Source organism: Serratia sp. SCBI, from assembly GCF_000747565.1.
GTDB lineage: Bacteria > Pseudomonadota > Gammaproteobacteria > Enterobacterales > Enterobacteriaceae > Serratia > Serratia ureilytica.
The window spans coordinates 3,674,752-3,687,850 of sequence record NZ_CP003424.1; the positions used below are offsets into that span (position 1 = coordinate 3,674,752).

A 13,099-nucleotide genomic window follows, 5' to 3' on the forward strand; every position below is an offset into this window, starting at 1 on the left:
GCACCAAGTGTAGTCAGTGAAGCAAGAAAATTAATTTGCCTGCTATCGCCGCCATCGCGCATCCCCCCATTTCACCCGCCGCCGCTTCGGGTTACAGTAGCCGCGAAAACAGGAGGGGTGATGGATCCGCAACGGCAAATTATCGACTGGCTGCAACAAGATAGCGCGCGCATGGCCGCCCTGCGCACCGTGCGCCGGCTCGGCCTGAATGACTGGTGCCTCGGCGCCGGCTTTGTGCGCAACCTGGTGTGGGATCGGCGCCACGGCTATGCGGAGCCCACGCCGCTCAACGATATCGACGTGATCCACTTCGATGCGGAGCGGGCGGGCGCCGAACGCGATCGCATGCTGGAGGCGCGGCTGCAGCAGTGGCTGCCGCAGCCGTGGTCGGTCAAGAACCAGGCGCGCATGCACCTGCGCAGCGGCCGCGCGCCCTACCGCAACAGCGAAGAGGCCATCAGCTTCTGGACCGAAGTGGAAACGGCGATCGGCGCACGCCTGAACGCCGACGACAGCATCACGCTGGTCGCCCCTTTCGGGCTCACGTCGCTGTTCAACGACACCATTACCTTCAACGTGAAAAATGGCGATCGCACGGCCTATGCCCAGCGCGTGGTCGACAAAGGCTGGCTGCTGCGCTGGCCGCGTCTGCGGCAGGTAAAGATTTAGCCGCCGCTGCCGATACCCTGAACAGCGAGATCCAGACTCAGGGAGAGCAACCATGTCGACCACCATCACCATGATCGTACCGATCAAGAATACCGTCCCCGGCGTCAGCAACGTCTTCAGCGCGCCGGGCCATCAGGGCGAATTGCTGATGGCCAAACCGGTCAACAACCAGCCGCAAGGCGGCAAGATGGAGAAAAACGAACGCGCCAACGGCAATGACGAACCGGTTAACCTCAATGAAAGCCGCGCTTCGGCGCGCATCAAGGCGCTGAACCGGCAGATTCAGGCGCTGCAGCAAAAGCTGGTGGAACTGAAGGATTCCGACGCCGATCCCAAAGAGATCGAAAAGCAGAAACAGCTGATCGAAGCGCAGATCAAGATGTTGCAGGCCGAGATCGCGCGCATCCAGAAAGAAGAAATGGAAAAGCAGCAGCAGGAGCAAATGGAAAAAGCCGCGGCGAAATCCGGCGACGGCGTAAACCGCCCAACGCCGCTCAACGCGGTGGACGTCTATATCTGAGTCAATATGCCGCGTTTTCCCGCCGGCGCTGTTGCAGCAGCGCCGCCTGCTGACGCGCCACCTGCCAGATGGCCTCCGCCGCCGGCGTCAGTGAGCGGTTCTTGCGCCGCACCAGCATCAGCGCACGGTTAATTTCCGGCACCAGCCGCCGCACCCGGAGCCGTCCCCCTTCCGGCAATGGCAGCGCCAACGCCGGGAAAATGCTGATGCCAATCCCCTCCGCCACCATCGGGAACAGCGTGGCCGGATGGCCGATTTCCTGCACCACCTGCGCCTCCACGCCCTGCTGTCTCAGCGCACTGTCGATCAGCGGCCGGCTGCCCGACGCATAATCCTGCAACACCAGGCGGCAACCGTTCAACGCCGACCAACGCACCGCCTGCTGCGCAGCGAACGGATGATCGTCGCGGCACAGCAACAGGAAAGGTTCATGCAGCACCGCTTCGCACTCCAGATCCACCGCCTGTACCGGATCGACCACGATGCCGAAATCCACCTCGGCGTTGCGCACGCTGTGCAGCACCTGCTGCTGCGCCTGATCGCGCAGCATGATGCGGATCTCCGGGTATTCACGCTCGCCGGCGGCGATGCACTGCGGCATCAGATGGGCGGAAATGGTTTGGCTCGTCGCCACCCGCACCGTGCCGCTGCGCTGTACGCCAAAGCTGCGCGCATCCAGCAAAGCGGCCTGCAGTTCGTCCAGCAGCCGCTCGACCCGGTTGGCCAACCGCAGACCGGCGTCGGTCAACACCACTTCACGCGTGGTGCGATCCAGCAGCCGCACGCCGACCTCCGCTTCCAGCTCTTTCACGCTGTGGCTGACCGCCGATTGCGTCAGGCCGATCGCCTCACCGGCGCGGCTGAAGCTGCCGTGGCGGGCGATGGCGACGAACACCCGCAGCTGTTTGAGTGAGTAATTCATGTGTTTTATTCATATATGAATTAAATAAATCAATTTAATTATTATATGTCCGCGCGGGAGAATAGCCCTATCGATTTTCGACCCTGAGCGCACCGCCATGAGATTTCTGCCCGATCGTTTTACCCTGACGCTGATCGCTACCGTGCTGCTGGCGTCGTTCCTGCCGGCGCGCGGCGAGTTCGTCGGCTGGCTCAACGCCCTGACCATCGCCGCCATCGCCCTGCTGTTCTTCATGCACGGCGCCAAGCTGTCGCGCGAGGCCATCCTGGCCGGCAGCAACAACTGGCGGCTGCATCTGTGGGTGATGTGCAGCACCTTCATCATTTTTCCGGCGCTGGGCGTGCTGTTTGCCTGGTGGGCGCCGATCGACGTCAGCCCCGAGCTGTACGCCGGTTTCATCTACCTGTGCATCCTGCCGGCCACCGTGCAATCGGCCATCGCCTTCACCTCGCTGGCGGGCGGCAACGTCGCGGCGGCGGTATGCAGCGCTTCCGCCTCCAGCCTGCTCGGGATCTTCGTGTCGCCGCTGCTGGTCGGCTTGTTGATGAATGTGCACGGCGATACCGGCGGCCTGCGGCAGGTCGGTTCGATCGTGCTGCAGCTGCTGGTGCCGTTCGTCGCCGGTCACCTGCTGCGGCCGCTGATCGGCGGCTGGATCGAACGCCATCGGCCGCTTATCGGTAAAACCGATCAGACTTCAATTCTGCTGGTGGTGTACGCCGCCTTCAGCGAGGCGGTGACGCACGGCATCTGGCATCAGGTAGGGATGGGCTCACTGGCGTTTATCGTCGGTGGCAGCATCGTGCTGCTGGCGATCGTGCTGGTGGTGAACACTTACATGGCGCGCTGGCTGGGGTTCAGCAAAGCGGACGAGATCACCATCGTATTCTGCGGTTCGAAGAAGAGCCTGGCGAACGGCATTCCGATGGCCAATATCCTGTTCCCGGCGGCGACGGTGGGGATCATGGTGCTGCCGCTGATGGTGTTCCATCAGGTGCAGCTGATGACCTGTGCGGTATTGGCGAAAAGGTATCAGCGCAAGCAGCGGGCGCAACAGGCGGTGCCCAACGCGCAGGCGTCGCGCGGGTAAAAAAAAGACGGGCCAAGGCCCGTCAGTTCAGCTTTTCTTCAGCGGCTTGACCAGGTGGTCAAGCCCTTCGATTTTAATCGCCAGCGTCATCTCCATCAGCATGCCGAGCTTGCCTTTGGGGAATTCACCCTTGCGGGCGAACCACAGCAGGTACTCTTCGGGCAGATCGATCAGCACCCGCCCCTGGTACTTGCCGAACGGCATCACGGTATTGGCGATCTCCAGCAGGTTTTCTTTTTCCATCACTCACCCAGCAAGCGGATCATCTCCGCTTCGTCGATCACGGCGATACCCAGCTCCTGAGCCTTCGCCAGCTTGGAGCCGGCCGCCTCGCCGGCGATCACCAGATCGGTTTTCTTCGACACGCTGCCGCTGACCTTGGCGCCCAGCGCCGTCAGGCGATCTTTGGCCTCGTCGCGCGACAGCTGGCTCAGCGAGCCGGTCAGCACCACGGTTTTGCCGGCGAACGGGCTGTCTATCTCTTCCGCCGCCACCACCACCGGCGCCGGCCAGTGGATGCCGATCTCGGCGCCCACCAACTCGTTGATCACCTGCTGATTGAGCGCTTCATCGAGGAAGTTGCGCGTGTGTTTGGCCACCACTTCGCCGACGTCCGGCACCTCTTTCAGCGCCTCGATGTCGGCGGCGAACAGCTTCTCGAGCGATCCGAAATGCGCCGCGAGGTTGGCGGCGGTCGCTTCGCCGACCTCGCGAATGCCGAGCGCATACAGGAAGCGAGCGAAGGTGGTCTGCTTGGATTTCTCCAGCGCATTAACCAGATTCTGCGCCGATTTCGGCCCCATGCGATCCAGGCCGGTCAGAATGCCGGCGGACAGCCGGAACAGATCGGCCGGGTTCTTCACGTACTCCTTGTCCACCAGCTGCTCGATGATCTTGTCGCCCATGCCTTCAACGTCCAGCGCGCGGCGGGAAACGAAATGCTTCAACGCCTCTTTGCGCTGCGCGCCGCAGATAAGACCGCCGGTGCAACGCGCCACGGCCTCGCCTTCCACGCGCTCAACGTCGGAACCGCACACCGGGCAGTGCAGCGGGAACACCACTTCGCGCGCATCCTGCGGCCGACGGTCTTCCAGCACGCCCACCACCTGCGGGATCACGTCGCCGGCGCGGCGCACGATCACCGTATCGCCGATGCGCAGCCCCAACCGCTCAATTTCATCGGCGTTGTGCAAGGTGGCGTTGCTGACGGTCACCCCGGCCACCAGCACCGGCTCAAGGCGCGCCACCGGCGTAATCGCGCCGGTGCGGCCAACCTGAAACTCCACTTCGCGCACCACGGTGATCTGCTCCTGCGCCGGGAATTTGAACGCCGTCGCCCAGCGCGGCGCACGCGCCACGAAGCCCAGCGTTTCCTGCAGATCGATGTCGTCAATCTTGATCACCACGCCGTCGATATCGAAACCGAGCTGTGCGCGGTCCCGCTCGACCTGGCGATAGAACGCCAGCACTTCCTCGCTGCCGGTGCGGCGCTGGGCGCGATCGCTGACCGGCAGGCCCCAGGCCTTGAACTGCATCAGGCGTTCGAAGTGGCTGCGCGGCAGCTCGCCGCCTTCCAGCAGCCCGACGCCATAGCAAAAGAAGGTCAGCGGGCGTTTGGCGGTAATGCGCGGATCGAGCTGGCGCAGCGAACCGGCGGCGGCGTTGCGCGGATTGGCGAACACCTTGCCGTCTTTGCGCCGCGCCTCTTCGTTCATCTGTTCAAACCCTGCCTGCGGCATGAACACTTCGCCGCGCACTTCCAGCCGGCGCGGGATGTTGTCGCCGGTCAGGCGCAGCGGGATGGCGCGAATGGTGCGCACGTTGGAGGTGATGTTCTCGCCGGTGGTGCCGTCGCCGCGCGTCGCCGCACGCACCAGCTCACCGTCTTCGTACAGCAGGCTGACCGCCAGGCCGTCCAGCTTCAGCTCGCAGCAGAAGGTCAGCGGATCGCTGCTCTTGAGCCTGTCCTGCACGCGCTTGTAAAACGCCAGGAAGCTCTCTTCGTCGAACACGTTGTCCAGCGACAGCATCGGCACTTCGTGACGCACCTGGTCAAACGCCGCCAGCGGCGCCGCGCCCACGCGCTGGGTCGGCGAATCGGCGGTGATCAGCTCCGGATACGCGCTCTCGAGCTCGCGCAGCTCGCGCATCAGGCGGTCATATTCCGCATCCGGCACTTCGGGCGCATCCAGCACATGATACTGGTATTCATGATGGCGCAATGTGGCTCGTAGTTGATTGATTTGTTGGATTATCGATTCCATGGCTCACCATCAAAGATAAAAAACCCCCGGCTAGCGGGGGCTTTGTTGTTACGGATGTTCAGTGCGCGCGGCAACCCGGTCAGGCGTTGTTTTCCAACACTTCACGGATACGCGCTTTGTAGGTTTCCAGCTTCTGCGGCGTCATCATGCGGCGCTCGTCGTCCAGCACCACACCGCCCACGTCGTCGGCGATGCGCTGCGCCGACTGCAGCATCAGCTTGAAGTTCTGATTGGCGTCGCCGTAAGACGGCACCATCATGAACATCGACACGCCCGGCGTGGAGAAATCGGACATCATGTCAGGATCGAACGACCCCGGCTTGACCATGTTCGCCAGGCTGAACAGCACCGGGCCGCTGCCGGCCGGGCTGATATGGCGGTGGAAGATGCCCATCTCGCCAAACTGGAAGCCCGCCTGCAACACGCTCTGCAGCAGCACTTCGCCGCCGATCACGCCGCCCTGATGGGCCGCGACGTGCAGCACCAGCACGGTCTCTTTCAGTTTAGCCTGTACTGGCGCAGCGGCCGGCTGTTGCGGCTGCGGTGCAGGTTCCGACGCAGGCTTCACTTCCGGCGCTTGCTGCACCGGGGCGGATTCGGCGTGGAATGCCGGTTCCGCCGCCAGCGGCGCCTCATGTTCATGCGGCAGATCGTCAACGCGCGGCTCGCGGCGCACGGCCGGTTGCGGTTGCTGCGGCTCGGCCGGTTTTTCGTCCGGCGCGTAGTTGTTCAGCAGGATGTCATCGTACTCCGGCCGCTGAGACAGCGGAGGCGGCGTCTGATGAGCAGCCGGCTGAACGGCGCGGGGCGCAGGCGCAGCCGCCGGAGCGGGCTTCGGCGCGGCCACGGGTTCTTCGCGTGCGGCATCGAAATGGCCGAATGACGGCTCGTCTTGCGGGTGAGGTGCGCGTACGCGCACCTCACCGACGCCTTCTTCGAGATCGTCGATCGGAGTTTGTTCACGTTCCTTTTGGGAACGTTTGGCTGGGCGATCGCGGAAGAGCGCTGACCGTTCTTTGCGACTGGTCCACAGACCGTGCAATAACAGCGCTATTATGGCGATCGCGCCAACAACGATTAATATCAGACGCAAATCCTGCATCATTGCTATCTCTGTTGTTCCAATACATTGCCACCGCGGCAAACATTCACTCTTTAACTCTATTTGCCCGCGCACACAAGTGCAAGTCCGTGCTGAACTTTATGCCAATAAAGATGATTATACTGCCTTTTTCTGCTGGTTTTTCAGCCAACCCTACCCTAGCCAGTGGAAAATCATCCCTATATGATAATGATGCCTGTTCAGACAACGAGATAACTTAAGATATGTCCTATACGCAGCCCCCTTCCCGTTCCACCAGCGGCATTCATTATTTCGCCGAAGGCTGGCGCCTGATTTCGCGCCCGGGGATTAAACGCTATGTGGTCCTGCCGTTGCTGGTCAACGTGCTGCTGATGGGCTCCGCTTTCTGGTGGCTGTTCAGCCGCCTCGGCGACTGGATCCCGGCGATGATGAGCCACGTTCCCGATTGGCTGCAATGGTTGAGCTACCTGCTGTGGCCGCTGGCGGTCATTTCGGTGCTGCTGGTGTTCAGCTATCTGTTCAGCACCCTCACCAACCTGATCGCCGCCCCGTTTTGCGGCCTGCTGGCCGAACAGCTCGAAGGCAGCCTGACCGGCAAACCGCTGCCGGACACCGGCCTGCTCGGCATCGCCAAAGACCTGCCGCGCATCATGGCGCGCGAATGGCGCAAGCTGATGTATTACCTGCCGCGCGCGCTGCTGCTGCTGGCGCTGTACTTCGTGCCCGGCATCGGCCAGACGGTGGCGCCGGTGCTGTGGTTCCTGTTCAGCGCCTGGATGCTGGCGATCCAGTATTGCGACTATCCGTTCGACAACCACAAGGTGAGCTTTGCCGACATGCGCCGCGCTTTGCGCCAGCACAAAACCGACAACCTGCAGTTCGGCGCGCTGGTCAGCCTGTTCACCATGATCCCCATCCTCAACCTGGTGATCCTGCCGGTCGCCGTCTGCGGTGCCACCGCGATGTGGGTCGATCGCTACCGCTCGCAATTCGTCCGATAACCGCCGTTTTTTGCCGCCGACAGCGCGGAAATTTTCGACAGGGCGCGCATTTCGCGCCCTTATCATTGTGCTTAAAACTTATTTCCTAATAACATATAGATATACCAATTCTTTACTTCCCTGCCGGTACTGTTAGCGTATGCTTTCGATGTTCCCCACATTTTCATAGAGTTAAAGGACGGGCTATGAGCAAGATATATGAAGACAACTCATTAACAATCGGCCATACGCCGCTGGTTCGTCTGAACCGTATCGGCAACGGACGCATTCTGGCCAAGGTTGAATCACGCAACCCGAGCTTCAGCGTCAAATGCCGCATCGGTGCCAATATGATTTGGGATGCGGAACAACGCGGCGTGCTGACCGCCGGCAAAGAACTGGTGGAGCCGACCAGCGGCAACACCGGCATCGCGCTGGCCTTCGTCGCCGCCGCGCGCGGTTACAAGCTGACGCTGACCATGCCGGAAACCATGAGCATCGAGCGCCGCAAGCTGCTCAAGGCGCTGGGCGCCAATCTGGTGCTGACCGAAGGGGCGAAAGGCATGAAAGGCGCCATCGCCAAAGCGGAGGAGATCGTCGCCACCGATCCAAACCGCTACCTGATCCTGCAACAGTTCAGCAACCCGGCCAACCCGGCCATCCATGAAAAAACCACCGGCCCGGAAATCTGGGAAGACACCGATGGGGAAGTCGACGTGTTCATCTCCGGCGTCGGCACCGGCGGCACATTGACCGGCGTCAGCCGCTACATCAAGAACACCAAAGGCAAGGCCATCACCACCGTGGCGGTCGAGCCGACCGACTCGCCGGTCATCAGCCAGGCGCTGGCCGGTGAAGAGCTGAAACCGGGCCCGCACAAGATCCAGGGCATCGGCGCCGGCTTCATTCCAGGCAACCTCGATCTTGACCTGGTGGATCGCGTCGAAAAAATCTCCAACGACGAAGCCATCAGCATGGCGCGCCGCCTGATGGACGAAGAAGGCATCCTGGCAGGCATCTCCTCCGGCGCAGCGGTCGCAGCGGCGGTGAAACTGGCCGAAGAACCGGCGTTCGCCGACAAGACCATTGTGGTCATCCTGCCCTCTTCCGGCGAACGTTATCTCAGCACCGCGCTGTTCGCCGATCTGTTCACCGAGCAGGAATTGCAGCAGTAATCCCGCCACTGCACAAATCGCTAAAAAAGCACCCTGTGGGGTGCTTTTTTGTGGACTGGATCAAACTTTATAGCAGTCCAAGATTGCTTTTGCCCGTCGCCTTTAGTATTTAACGGTGCATTATTTCGATGCGCAAAATTAATCACTCTCCGAGCCTGGTCGAGGCTGAATCGATTTACTCATCTGTCGCCGACGCGGCGAATCGGGCATAATGGGGAGCGGATTGGAACGACGTCTAAAGCCGAGTTTTTTGATCTGAAGTGCCTAACGCGTCGTTTTCTGTTGCATCAACGTTCGCCCCTGTCCATAGTCAGGCGCTATAACCAGACAAGTTAAAGTCAGGCCCCTGGGCTAAACTTTAACTCCACAACATTAATCCAATAAGTTGGGGAAACATCAATGTTCCAGCAAGAAGTTACTATTACCGCTCCGAATGGTCTGCATACTCGCCCTGCCGCTCAGTTCGTTAAAGAAGCCAAAGGCTTCACGTCTGACATCACCGTGACCTCCAACGGCAAAAGCGCCAGCGCTAAAAGCCTGTTCAAACTGCAAACTCTGGGGCTGACTCAAGGGACCGTAGTGACCATCTCAGCTGAAGGTGAAGACGAGCAGAAAGCCGTTGAGCACTTGGTAAAACTGATGGCAGAGCTTGAGTAATCGGCCCGTCTTTTTAGTTAACACCAGTCAAGAGTAAGGTAGGGTTATGATTTCAGGCATTTTAGTATCACCGGGCATCGCTTTTGGTAAGGCTCTCTTGCTGAAAGAAGACGACATCGTCATCAACCGGAAGAAAATCTCTGCTGATCAAGTAGAGCAGGAAGTCTCGCGTTTTCTGGCCGGCCGCGCGAAAGCGTCCGAACAGCTGGAAGCGATCAAGACCAAAGCTGGCGAAACCTTCGGCGAAGAGAAGGAAGCTATCTTCGAAGGCCACATCATGTTGCTGGAAGACGAAGAGCTTGAGCAGGAAATCATAGCCCTAATCAAAGACGATCTGGCCTCCGCAGACGCCGCCGCCTACACCGTGATCGAAGGCCAGGCGAAAGCGTTGGAAGAGCTGGACGACGAATACCTGAAAGAACGCGCCGCCGACGTGCGCGACATCGGCAAACGCCTGCTGCAGAACATTCTGGGCATGCCGATCGTCGATCTGGGCTCCATTCAGGATGAAGTGATCCTGGTGGCCACCGATCTGACCCCGTCCGAGACCGCGCAGCTGAACCTGGACAAAGTGCTGGGCTTCATTACCGATCTCGGCGGCCGCACCTCCCACACCTCTATCATGGCGCGCTCCCTGGAGCTGCCGGCGATCGTCGGCACCAGCGACGTGACCAAGCAGGTGAAGAACGACGACTATCTGATTCTGGACGCGGTTAACAACCAGATTTACGTTAACCCGACCGCTGACGTTATCGATCAGCTGAAAGCCGCCCAGAACCAATATATCACCGAGAAAAACGATCTGGCCAAGCTGAAGGACCTGCCGGCGATTACGCTGGACGGCCATCAGGTTGAAGTCTGCGCCAACATCGGCACCGTGCGCGACGTCGCGGGTGCAGAGCGCAACGGCGCGGAAGGCGTCGGCCTGTATCGTACCGAATTCCTGTTCATGGACCGCGACTCGCTGCCAACCGAAGACGAGCAGTTCCAGGCTTATAAAGCCGTGGCGGAAGCCATGGGCTCGCAGGCCGTGATCGTCCGCACCATGGACATCGGCGGCGACAAAGACCTGCCGTACATGAACCTGCCGAAGGAAGAGAACCCGTTCCTCGGCTGGCGCGCCATCCGCATCGCGATGGACCGCCGTGAAATCCTGCACGCCCAGCTGCGCGCCATCCTGCGCGCCTCGGCGTTCGGCAAACTGCGCATCATGTTCCCGATGATCATTTCCGTGGAAGAAGTGCGCGATCTGAAAGGCGAAATCGAGACGCTGAAGGCGCAGCTGCGCGAAGAAGGCAAGGCGTTTGACGAGAGCATCGAAGTGGGCGTGATGGTGGAAACACCGGCTGCGGCGGTCATCGCTCACCACCTGGCGAAAGAAGTCGACTTCTTTAGTATTGGGACAAACGATCTAACCCAGTATACTCTGGCGGTAGATCGCGGCAACGAGCTGATTTCTCATCTCTATAACCCGATGTCCCCATCAGTGCTTGGCCTGATTAAACAGGTTATTGATGCATCTCACGCGGAAGGCAAGTGGACCGGCATGTGCGGCGAACTGGCTGGCGATGAGCGTGCTACACTGTTGTTATTGGGCATGGGGCTGGATGAGTTCAGCATGAGTGCGATTTCAATCCCGCGCATCAAGAAAATTATTCGCAACACGAATTTCGAAGATGTGAAGGCGTTGGCAGCGCAAGCCTTGGCACAGCCAACGGCACAAGACCTGATGAATTGCGTCAATAAATTCATCGAAGAAAAAACGCTCTGCTAAACTTCCACGACACTGGAACGCCGCCCAATTTAATGCTTAGGAGAAGATCATGGGTTTGTTCGATAAACTGAAATCTCTGGTTTCTGATGACAAGAAAGACACGGGCACTATCGAGATCGTCGCTCCCCTTTCTGGCGAAATCGTCAATATCGAAGATGTGCCGGACGTAGTGTTCGCTGAAAAAATCGTTGGCGACGGTATCGCCATCAAACCGGCCGGCAACAAAATGGTTGCTCCGGTTGACGGTACCATCGGTAAGATTTTCGAAACCAACCATGCATTCTCTATCGAATCCGACAGCGGCATTGAGCTGTTCGTCCACTTCGGCATCGATACCGTAGAACTGAAAGGCGAAGGCTTCAAACGCATCGCCGAAGAAGGTCAGCGCGTCAAGAAAGGTGACGTCGTTATCGAGTTCAACCTGCCACTGCTGGAAGAGAAAGCCAAGTCTACCCTGACGCCGGTCGTTATCTCCAACATGGACGAGATCAAAGAGCTGATCAAACTGTCCGGCAGCGTGACCGTTGGCGAAACCCCGATCATCCGCATCAAGAAGTAATCGCGAATGAGCAAGAAAAACGGCGCCCTCGGCGCCGTTTTTTTATCCCCTTCGTCGTATCCCAATCTCGCTACGTTATGACGACCAGCGCGGGATACGCAGGGTAATGACCAGCCCCTCTCTGTCGCCGTTGCGCGCCTCAACCTGGCCGCCGTGCGCCAATACCACCTTGCGGGTAATCGCCAGCCCCAGGCCGTAGCCCTTGCCCGACTGCGCCGACTTCACGCGCACGAATGGATCGAAGATGCTCGACAGTTTCGACTCCTCCACGCCCGGCCCCTGATCGCTGACGGCGAGCTGGAACTGGTTGTCGATGCGCGACAGCGCTACCGTCACCCGCTGGCCCTGGCTGGAAAAGCGCAGCGCATTGCGCACGATGTTGTCCACCGCGCGCCGCATCAGCTCCGCATTGCCCTTGACGGTATACTCCACGTCCGACTCGGCCTGCAGCACGATCTCCACGCCGGGCACCTGCGCCTCGTAGCGCGCATCGCTCACCACCGCATCCACCAGGCCGTACAGATCGAAGTACTCCTCGTCCGGCAGGCTGCTGTGTTCGGTGCGCGACAGCGCCAGCAGCTCGCCGATCATTTTATCCAGCCGCCCCGACTCATGTTCGATGCGCTTGAGCGAGGTTTCGACGTTGCCGGCATTCTGCCGCGCCAGGCCGATCGCCAACTGCAGGCGCGCCAGCGGCGAACGCAGTTCGTGCGAGACATCGTGCAACAGCTGCTCGCGGGCGCTGACCAGCAGTTCCAGCCGCTCGGCCATGGTGTCGAAATCGCGCGCCACGTCGGACAGCTCGTCATGACGGCGCCGCATTTTCGGGAACAGCCGCACCGACAGATCGCCCTGCGCCACCCGATCCAGGCCGCCGCGCAGCTGACGCATCGGCCGGGTCAGGTTCCAGGCCAATACGGCGCTGAACAGCAAACCGCCCAGCCCGCCGACCCACAACATCGGCGCAGGAATGTTGAAGAAATGGGAACGCCGCTCCGGCCGATACTCTTCCCGCAGCCCGCGCACGTTATAACTCAGCCAGTATCCCTGCCCTTCCCCGGTCTGCACCCAGGCGGAAATCGCTTTCGGCATCCGCCGCCCTTCAAACAGCGGTTCTTCCGGCGCGGGCGGCGGCGGTTGGGTCATCGGCGTTACCGACAGCAGACGCCTGTCGTCCTCGGGCCAGTCGCGCATCAGCGCTTCCAGCGCCGGCATGCCGCCGCTGCGCAATTGGGTGGCGGCGGAGGTCAGCTGCAGGCCGATCGCCCGCCGCGCCATGGCGTTCTCCGGCGGCACATAGCGATCGCCATAAAGAGAAAACGCCACCCACAGGGCCTGCGTCATGATGAGAAAGGTCAGCCAAAAGCCGAGCAAAATTTTCCAGAACAGTCTTCCGCGCATGTCA

13 protein-coding genes are annotated in these 13,099 nt (G+C 60.4%); 8 read left to right on the forward strand and 5 right to left on the reverse strand.

Translation table 11 applies throughout. The features are described 5' to 3' along the window. The first annotated feature begins 120 nt into the window (after positions 1–120). Together SERRSCBI_RS17255 and SERRSCBI_RS17260 are read left to right on the forward strand one after the other, a co-directional pair. Positions 121–669: a nucleotidyltransferase family protein gene (locus SERRSCBI_RS17255; RefSeq protein ID WP_042785151.1), complete on the forward strand. Its 549-nt coding sequence runs from the start codon at positions 121–123 to the stop codon at positions 667–669. Positions 670–721: 52 nt separating this feature from the next. After that, complete coding sequence (locus SERRSCBI_RS17260; protein ID WP_021505617.1) at positions 722–1,189, forward strand: FlxA-like family protein; 468 nt, start codon at positions 722–724, stop codon at positions 1,187–1,189. A gap of 1 nt (position 1,190) precedes the next feature. Here the strand turns inward: SERRSCBI_RS17260 and SERRSCBI_RS17265 are convergent, their stop codons facing one another. Beyond that, positions 1,191–2,111 (reverse strand): LysR family transcriptional regulator, encoded by a 921-nt coding sequence (locus SERRSCBI_RS17265; protein ID WP_033643957.1) that lies wholly within the window; start codon positions 2,109–2,111, stop codon positions 1,191–1,193. Positions 2,112–2,208: 97 nt separating this feature from the next. Here SERRSCBI_RS17265 and SERRSCBI_RS17270 point away from each other — a divergent pair, with 97 nt between their 5' ends. Continuing rightward, complete coding sequence (locus SERRSCBI_RS17270; RefSeq protein WP_042785152.1) at positions 2,209–3,201, forward strand: bile acid:sodium symporter family protein; 993 nt, start codon at positions 2,209–2,211, stop codon at positions 3,199–3,201. Between the two features lie 27 nt (positions 3,202–3,228). Here SERRSCBI_RS17270 and SERRSCBI_RS17275 read toward each other — a convergent pair whose 3' ends face one another. The 3 genes from SERRSCBI_RS17275 to zipA form a co-directional block, all read right to left on the reverse strand. Then, a complete protein-coding gene (locus SERRSCBI_RS17275) occupies positions 3,229–3,444 on the reverse strand; it encodes a DUF3820 family protein (RefSeq protein WP_004936441.1) in 216 nt (71 codons plus the stop codon). Next, positions 3,444–5,465, reverse strand: coding sequence for an NAD-dependent DNA ligase LigA (ligA, locus tag SERRSCBI_RS17280; RefSeq protein ID WP_042785153.1), 2,022 nt, complete (start codon positions 5,463–5,465; stop codon positions 3,444–3,446). The genes SERRSCBI_RS17275 and ligA overlap by 1 nt, the downstream gene beginning before the upstream one ends. A 79-nt stretch (positions 5,466–5,544) precedes the next feature. Beyond that, positions 5,545–6,570: a cell division protein ZipA gene (gene zipA / locus SERRSCBI_RS17285; protein WP_042785154.1), complete on the reverse strand. Its 1,026-nt coding sequence runs from the start codon at positions 6,568–6,570 to the stop codon at positions 5,545–5,547. 221 nt (positions 6,571–6,791) lie between these two features. Here zipA and cysZ point away from each other — a divergent pair, with 221 nt between their 5' ends. The 5 genes from cysZ to crr all read left to right on the forward strand — a co-directional run bounded on the left by cysZ (position 6,792) and on the right by crr (position 11,694). Beyond that, entirely contained in the window at positions 6,792–7,550 is a 759-nt protein-coding gene (cysZ, locus tag SERRSCBI_RS17290; RefSeq protein ID WP_033643961.1) for a sulfate transporter CysZ, read from the forward strand. A gap of 185 nt (positions 7,551–7,735) precedes the next feature. Further along, positions 7,736–8,704: a cysteine synthase A gene (gene cysK / locus SERRSCBI_RS17295; RefSeq protein ID WP_016926786.1), complete on the forward strand. Its 969-nt coding sequence runs from the start codon at positions 7,736–7,738 to the stop codon at positions 8,702–8,704. A 399-nt stretch (positions 8,705–9,103) separates the two neighbouring features. Beyond that, on the forward strand, positions 9,104–9,361 hold the full coding sequence (ptsH, locus tag SERRSCBI_RS17300) for a phosphocarrier protein Hpr (RefSeq protein ID WP_004936458.1): 258 nt from the start codon (positions 9,104–9,106) through the stop codon (positions 9,359–9,361). Between the two features lie 46 nt (positions 9,362–9,407). Then, complete coding sequence (ptsI, locus tag SERRSCBI_RS17305; RefSeq protein WP_004936461.1) at positions 9,408–11,135, forward strand: phosphoenolpyruvate-protein phosphotransferase PtsI; 1,728 nt, start codon at positions 9,408–9,410, stop codon at positions 11,133–11,135. A gap of 49 nt (positions 11,136–11,184) precedes the next feature. Next, complete coding sequence (crr, locus tag SERRSCBI_RS17310; RefSeq protein ID WP_004936467.1) at positions 11,185–11,694, forward strand: PTS glucose transporter subunit IIA; 510 nt, start codon at positions 11,185–11,187, stop codon at positions 11,692–11,694. 75 nt (positions 11,695–11,769) lie between these two features. Here crr and SERRSCBI_RS17315 read toward each other — a convergent pair whose 3' ends face one another. Further along, entirely contained in the window at positions 11,770–13,095 is a 1,326-nt protein-coding gene (locus tag SERRSCBI_RS17315; protein ID WP_042785155.1) for an ATP-binding protein, read from the reverse strand. Between the last annotated feature and the right edge of the window lie 4 nt (positions 13,096–13,099).

Excerpts from the sequence above, each read along its gene's own strand:
- SERRSCBI_RS17270 (WP_042785152.1), top strand. The coding sequence starts at position 2,209 with ATGAGATTTCTGCCCGATCGTTTTACCCTGACGCTGATCGCTACCGTG.
- SERRSCBI_RS17260 (WP_021505617.1), top strand. The coding sequence starts at position 722 with ATGTCGACCACCATCACCATGATCGTACCGATCAAGAATACCGTCCCC.
- crr (WP_004936467.1), top strand. The coding sequence starts at position 11,185 with ATGGGTTTGTTCGATAAACTGAAATCTCTGGTTTCTGATGACAAGAAA.
- SERRSCBI_RS17255 (WP_042785151.1), top strand. The coding sequence starts at position 121 with ATGGATCCGCAACGGCAAATTATCGACTGGCTGCAACAAGATAGCGCG.
- SERRSCBI_RS17315 (WP_042785155.1), bottom strand. The coding sequence starts at position 13,095 with ATGCGCGGAAGACTGTTCTGGAAAATTTTGCTCGGCTTTTGGCTGACC.
- ligA (WP_042785153.1), bottom strand. The coding sequence starts at position 5,465 with ATGGAATCGATAATCCAACAAATCAATCAACTACGAGCCACATTGCGC.
- cysZ (WP_033643961.1), top strand. The coding sequence starts at position 6,792 with ATGTCCTATACGCAGCCCCCTTCCCGTTCCACCAGCGGCATTCATTAT.
- SERRSCBI_RS17275 (WP_004936441.1), bottom strand. The coding sequence starts at position 3,444 with ATGGAAAAAGAAAACCTGCTGGAGATCGCCAATACCGTGATGCCGTTC.
- ptsH (WP_004936458.1), top strand. The coding sequence starts at position 9,104 with ATGTTCCAGCAAGAAGTTACTATTACCGCTCCGAATGGTCTGCATACT.
- SERRSCBI_RS17265 (WP_033643957.1), bottom strand. The coding sequence starts at position 2,111 with ATGAATTACTCACTCAAACAGCTGCGGGTGTTCGTCGCCATCGCCCGC.
- ptsI (WP_004936461.1), top strand. The coding sequence starts at position 9,408 with ATGATTTCAGGCATTTTAGTATCACCGGGCATCGCTTTTGGTAAGGCT.
- cysK (WP_016926786.1), top strand. The coding sequence starts at position 7,736 with ATGAGCAAGATATATGAAGACAACTCATTAACAATCGGCCATACGCCG.
- zipA (WP_042785154.1), bottom strand. The coding sequence starts at position 6,570 with ATGATGCAGGATTTGCGTCTGATATTAATCGTTGTTGGCGCGATCGCC.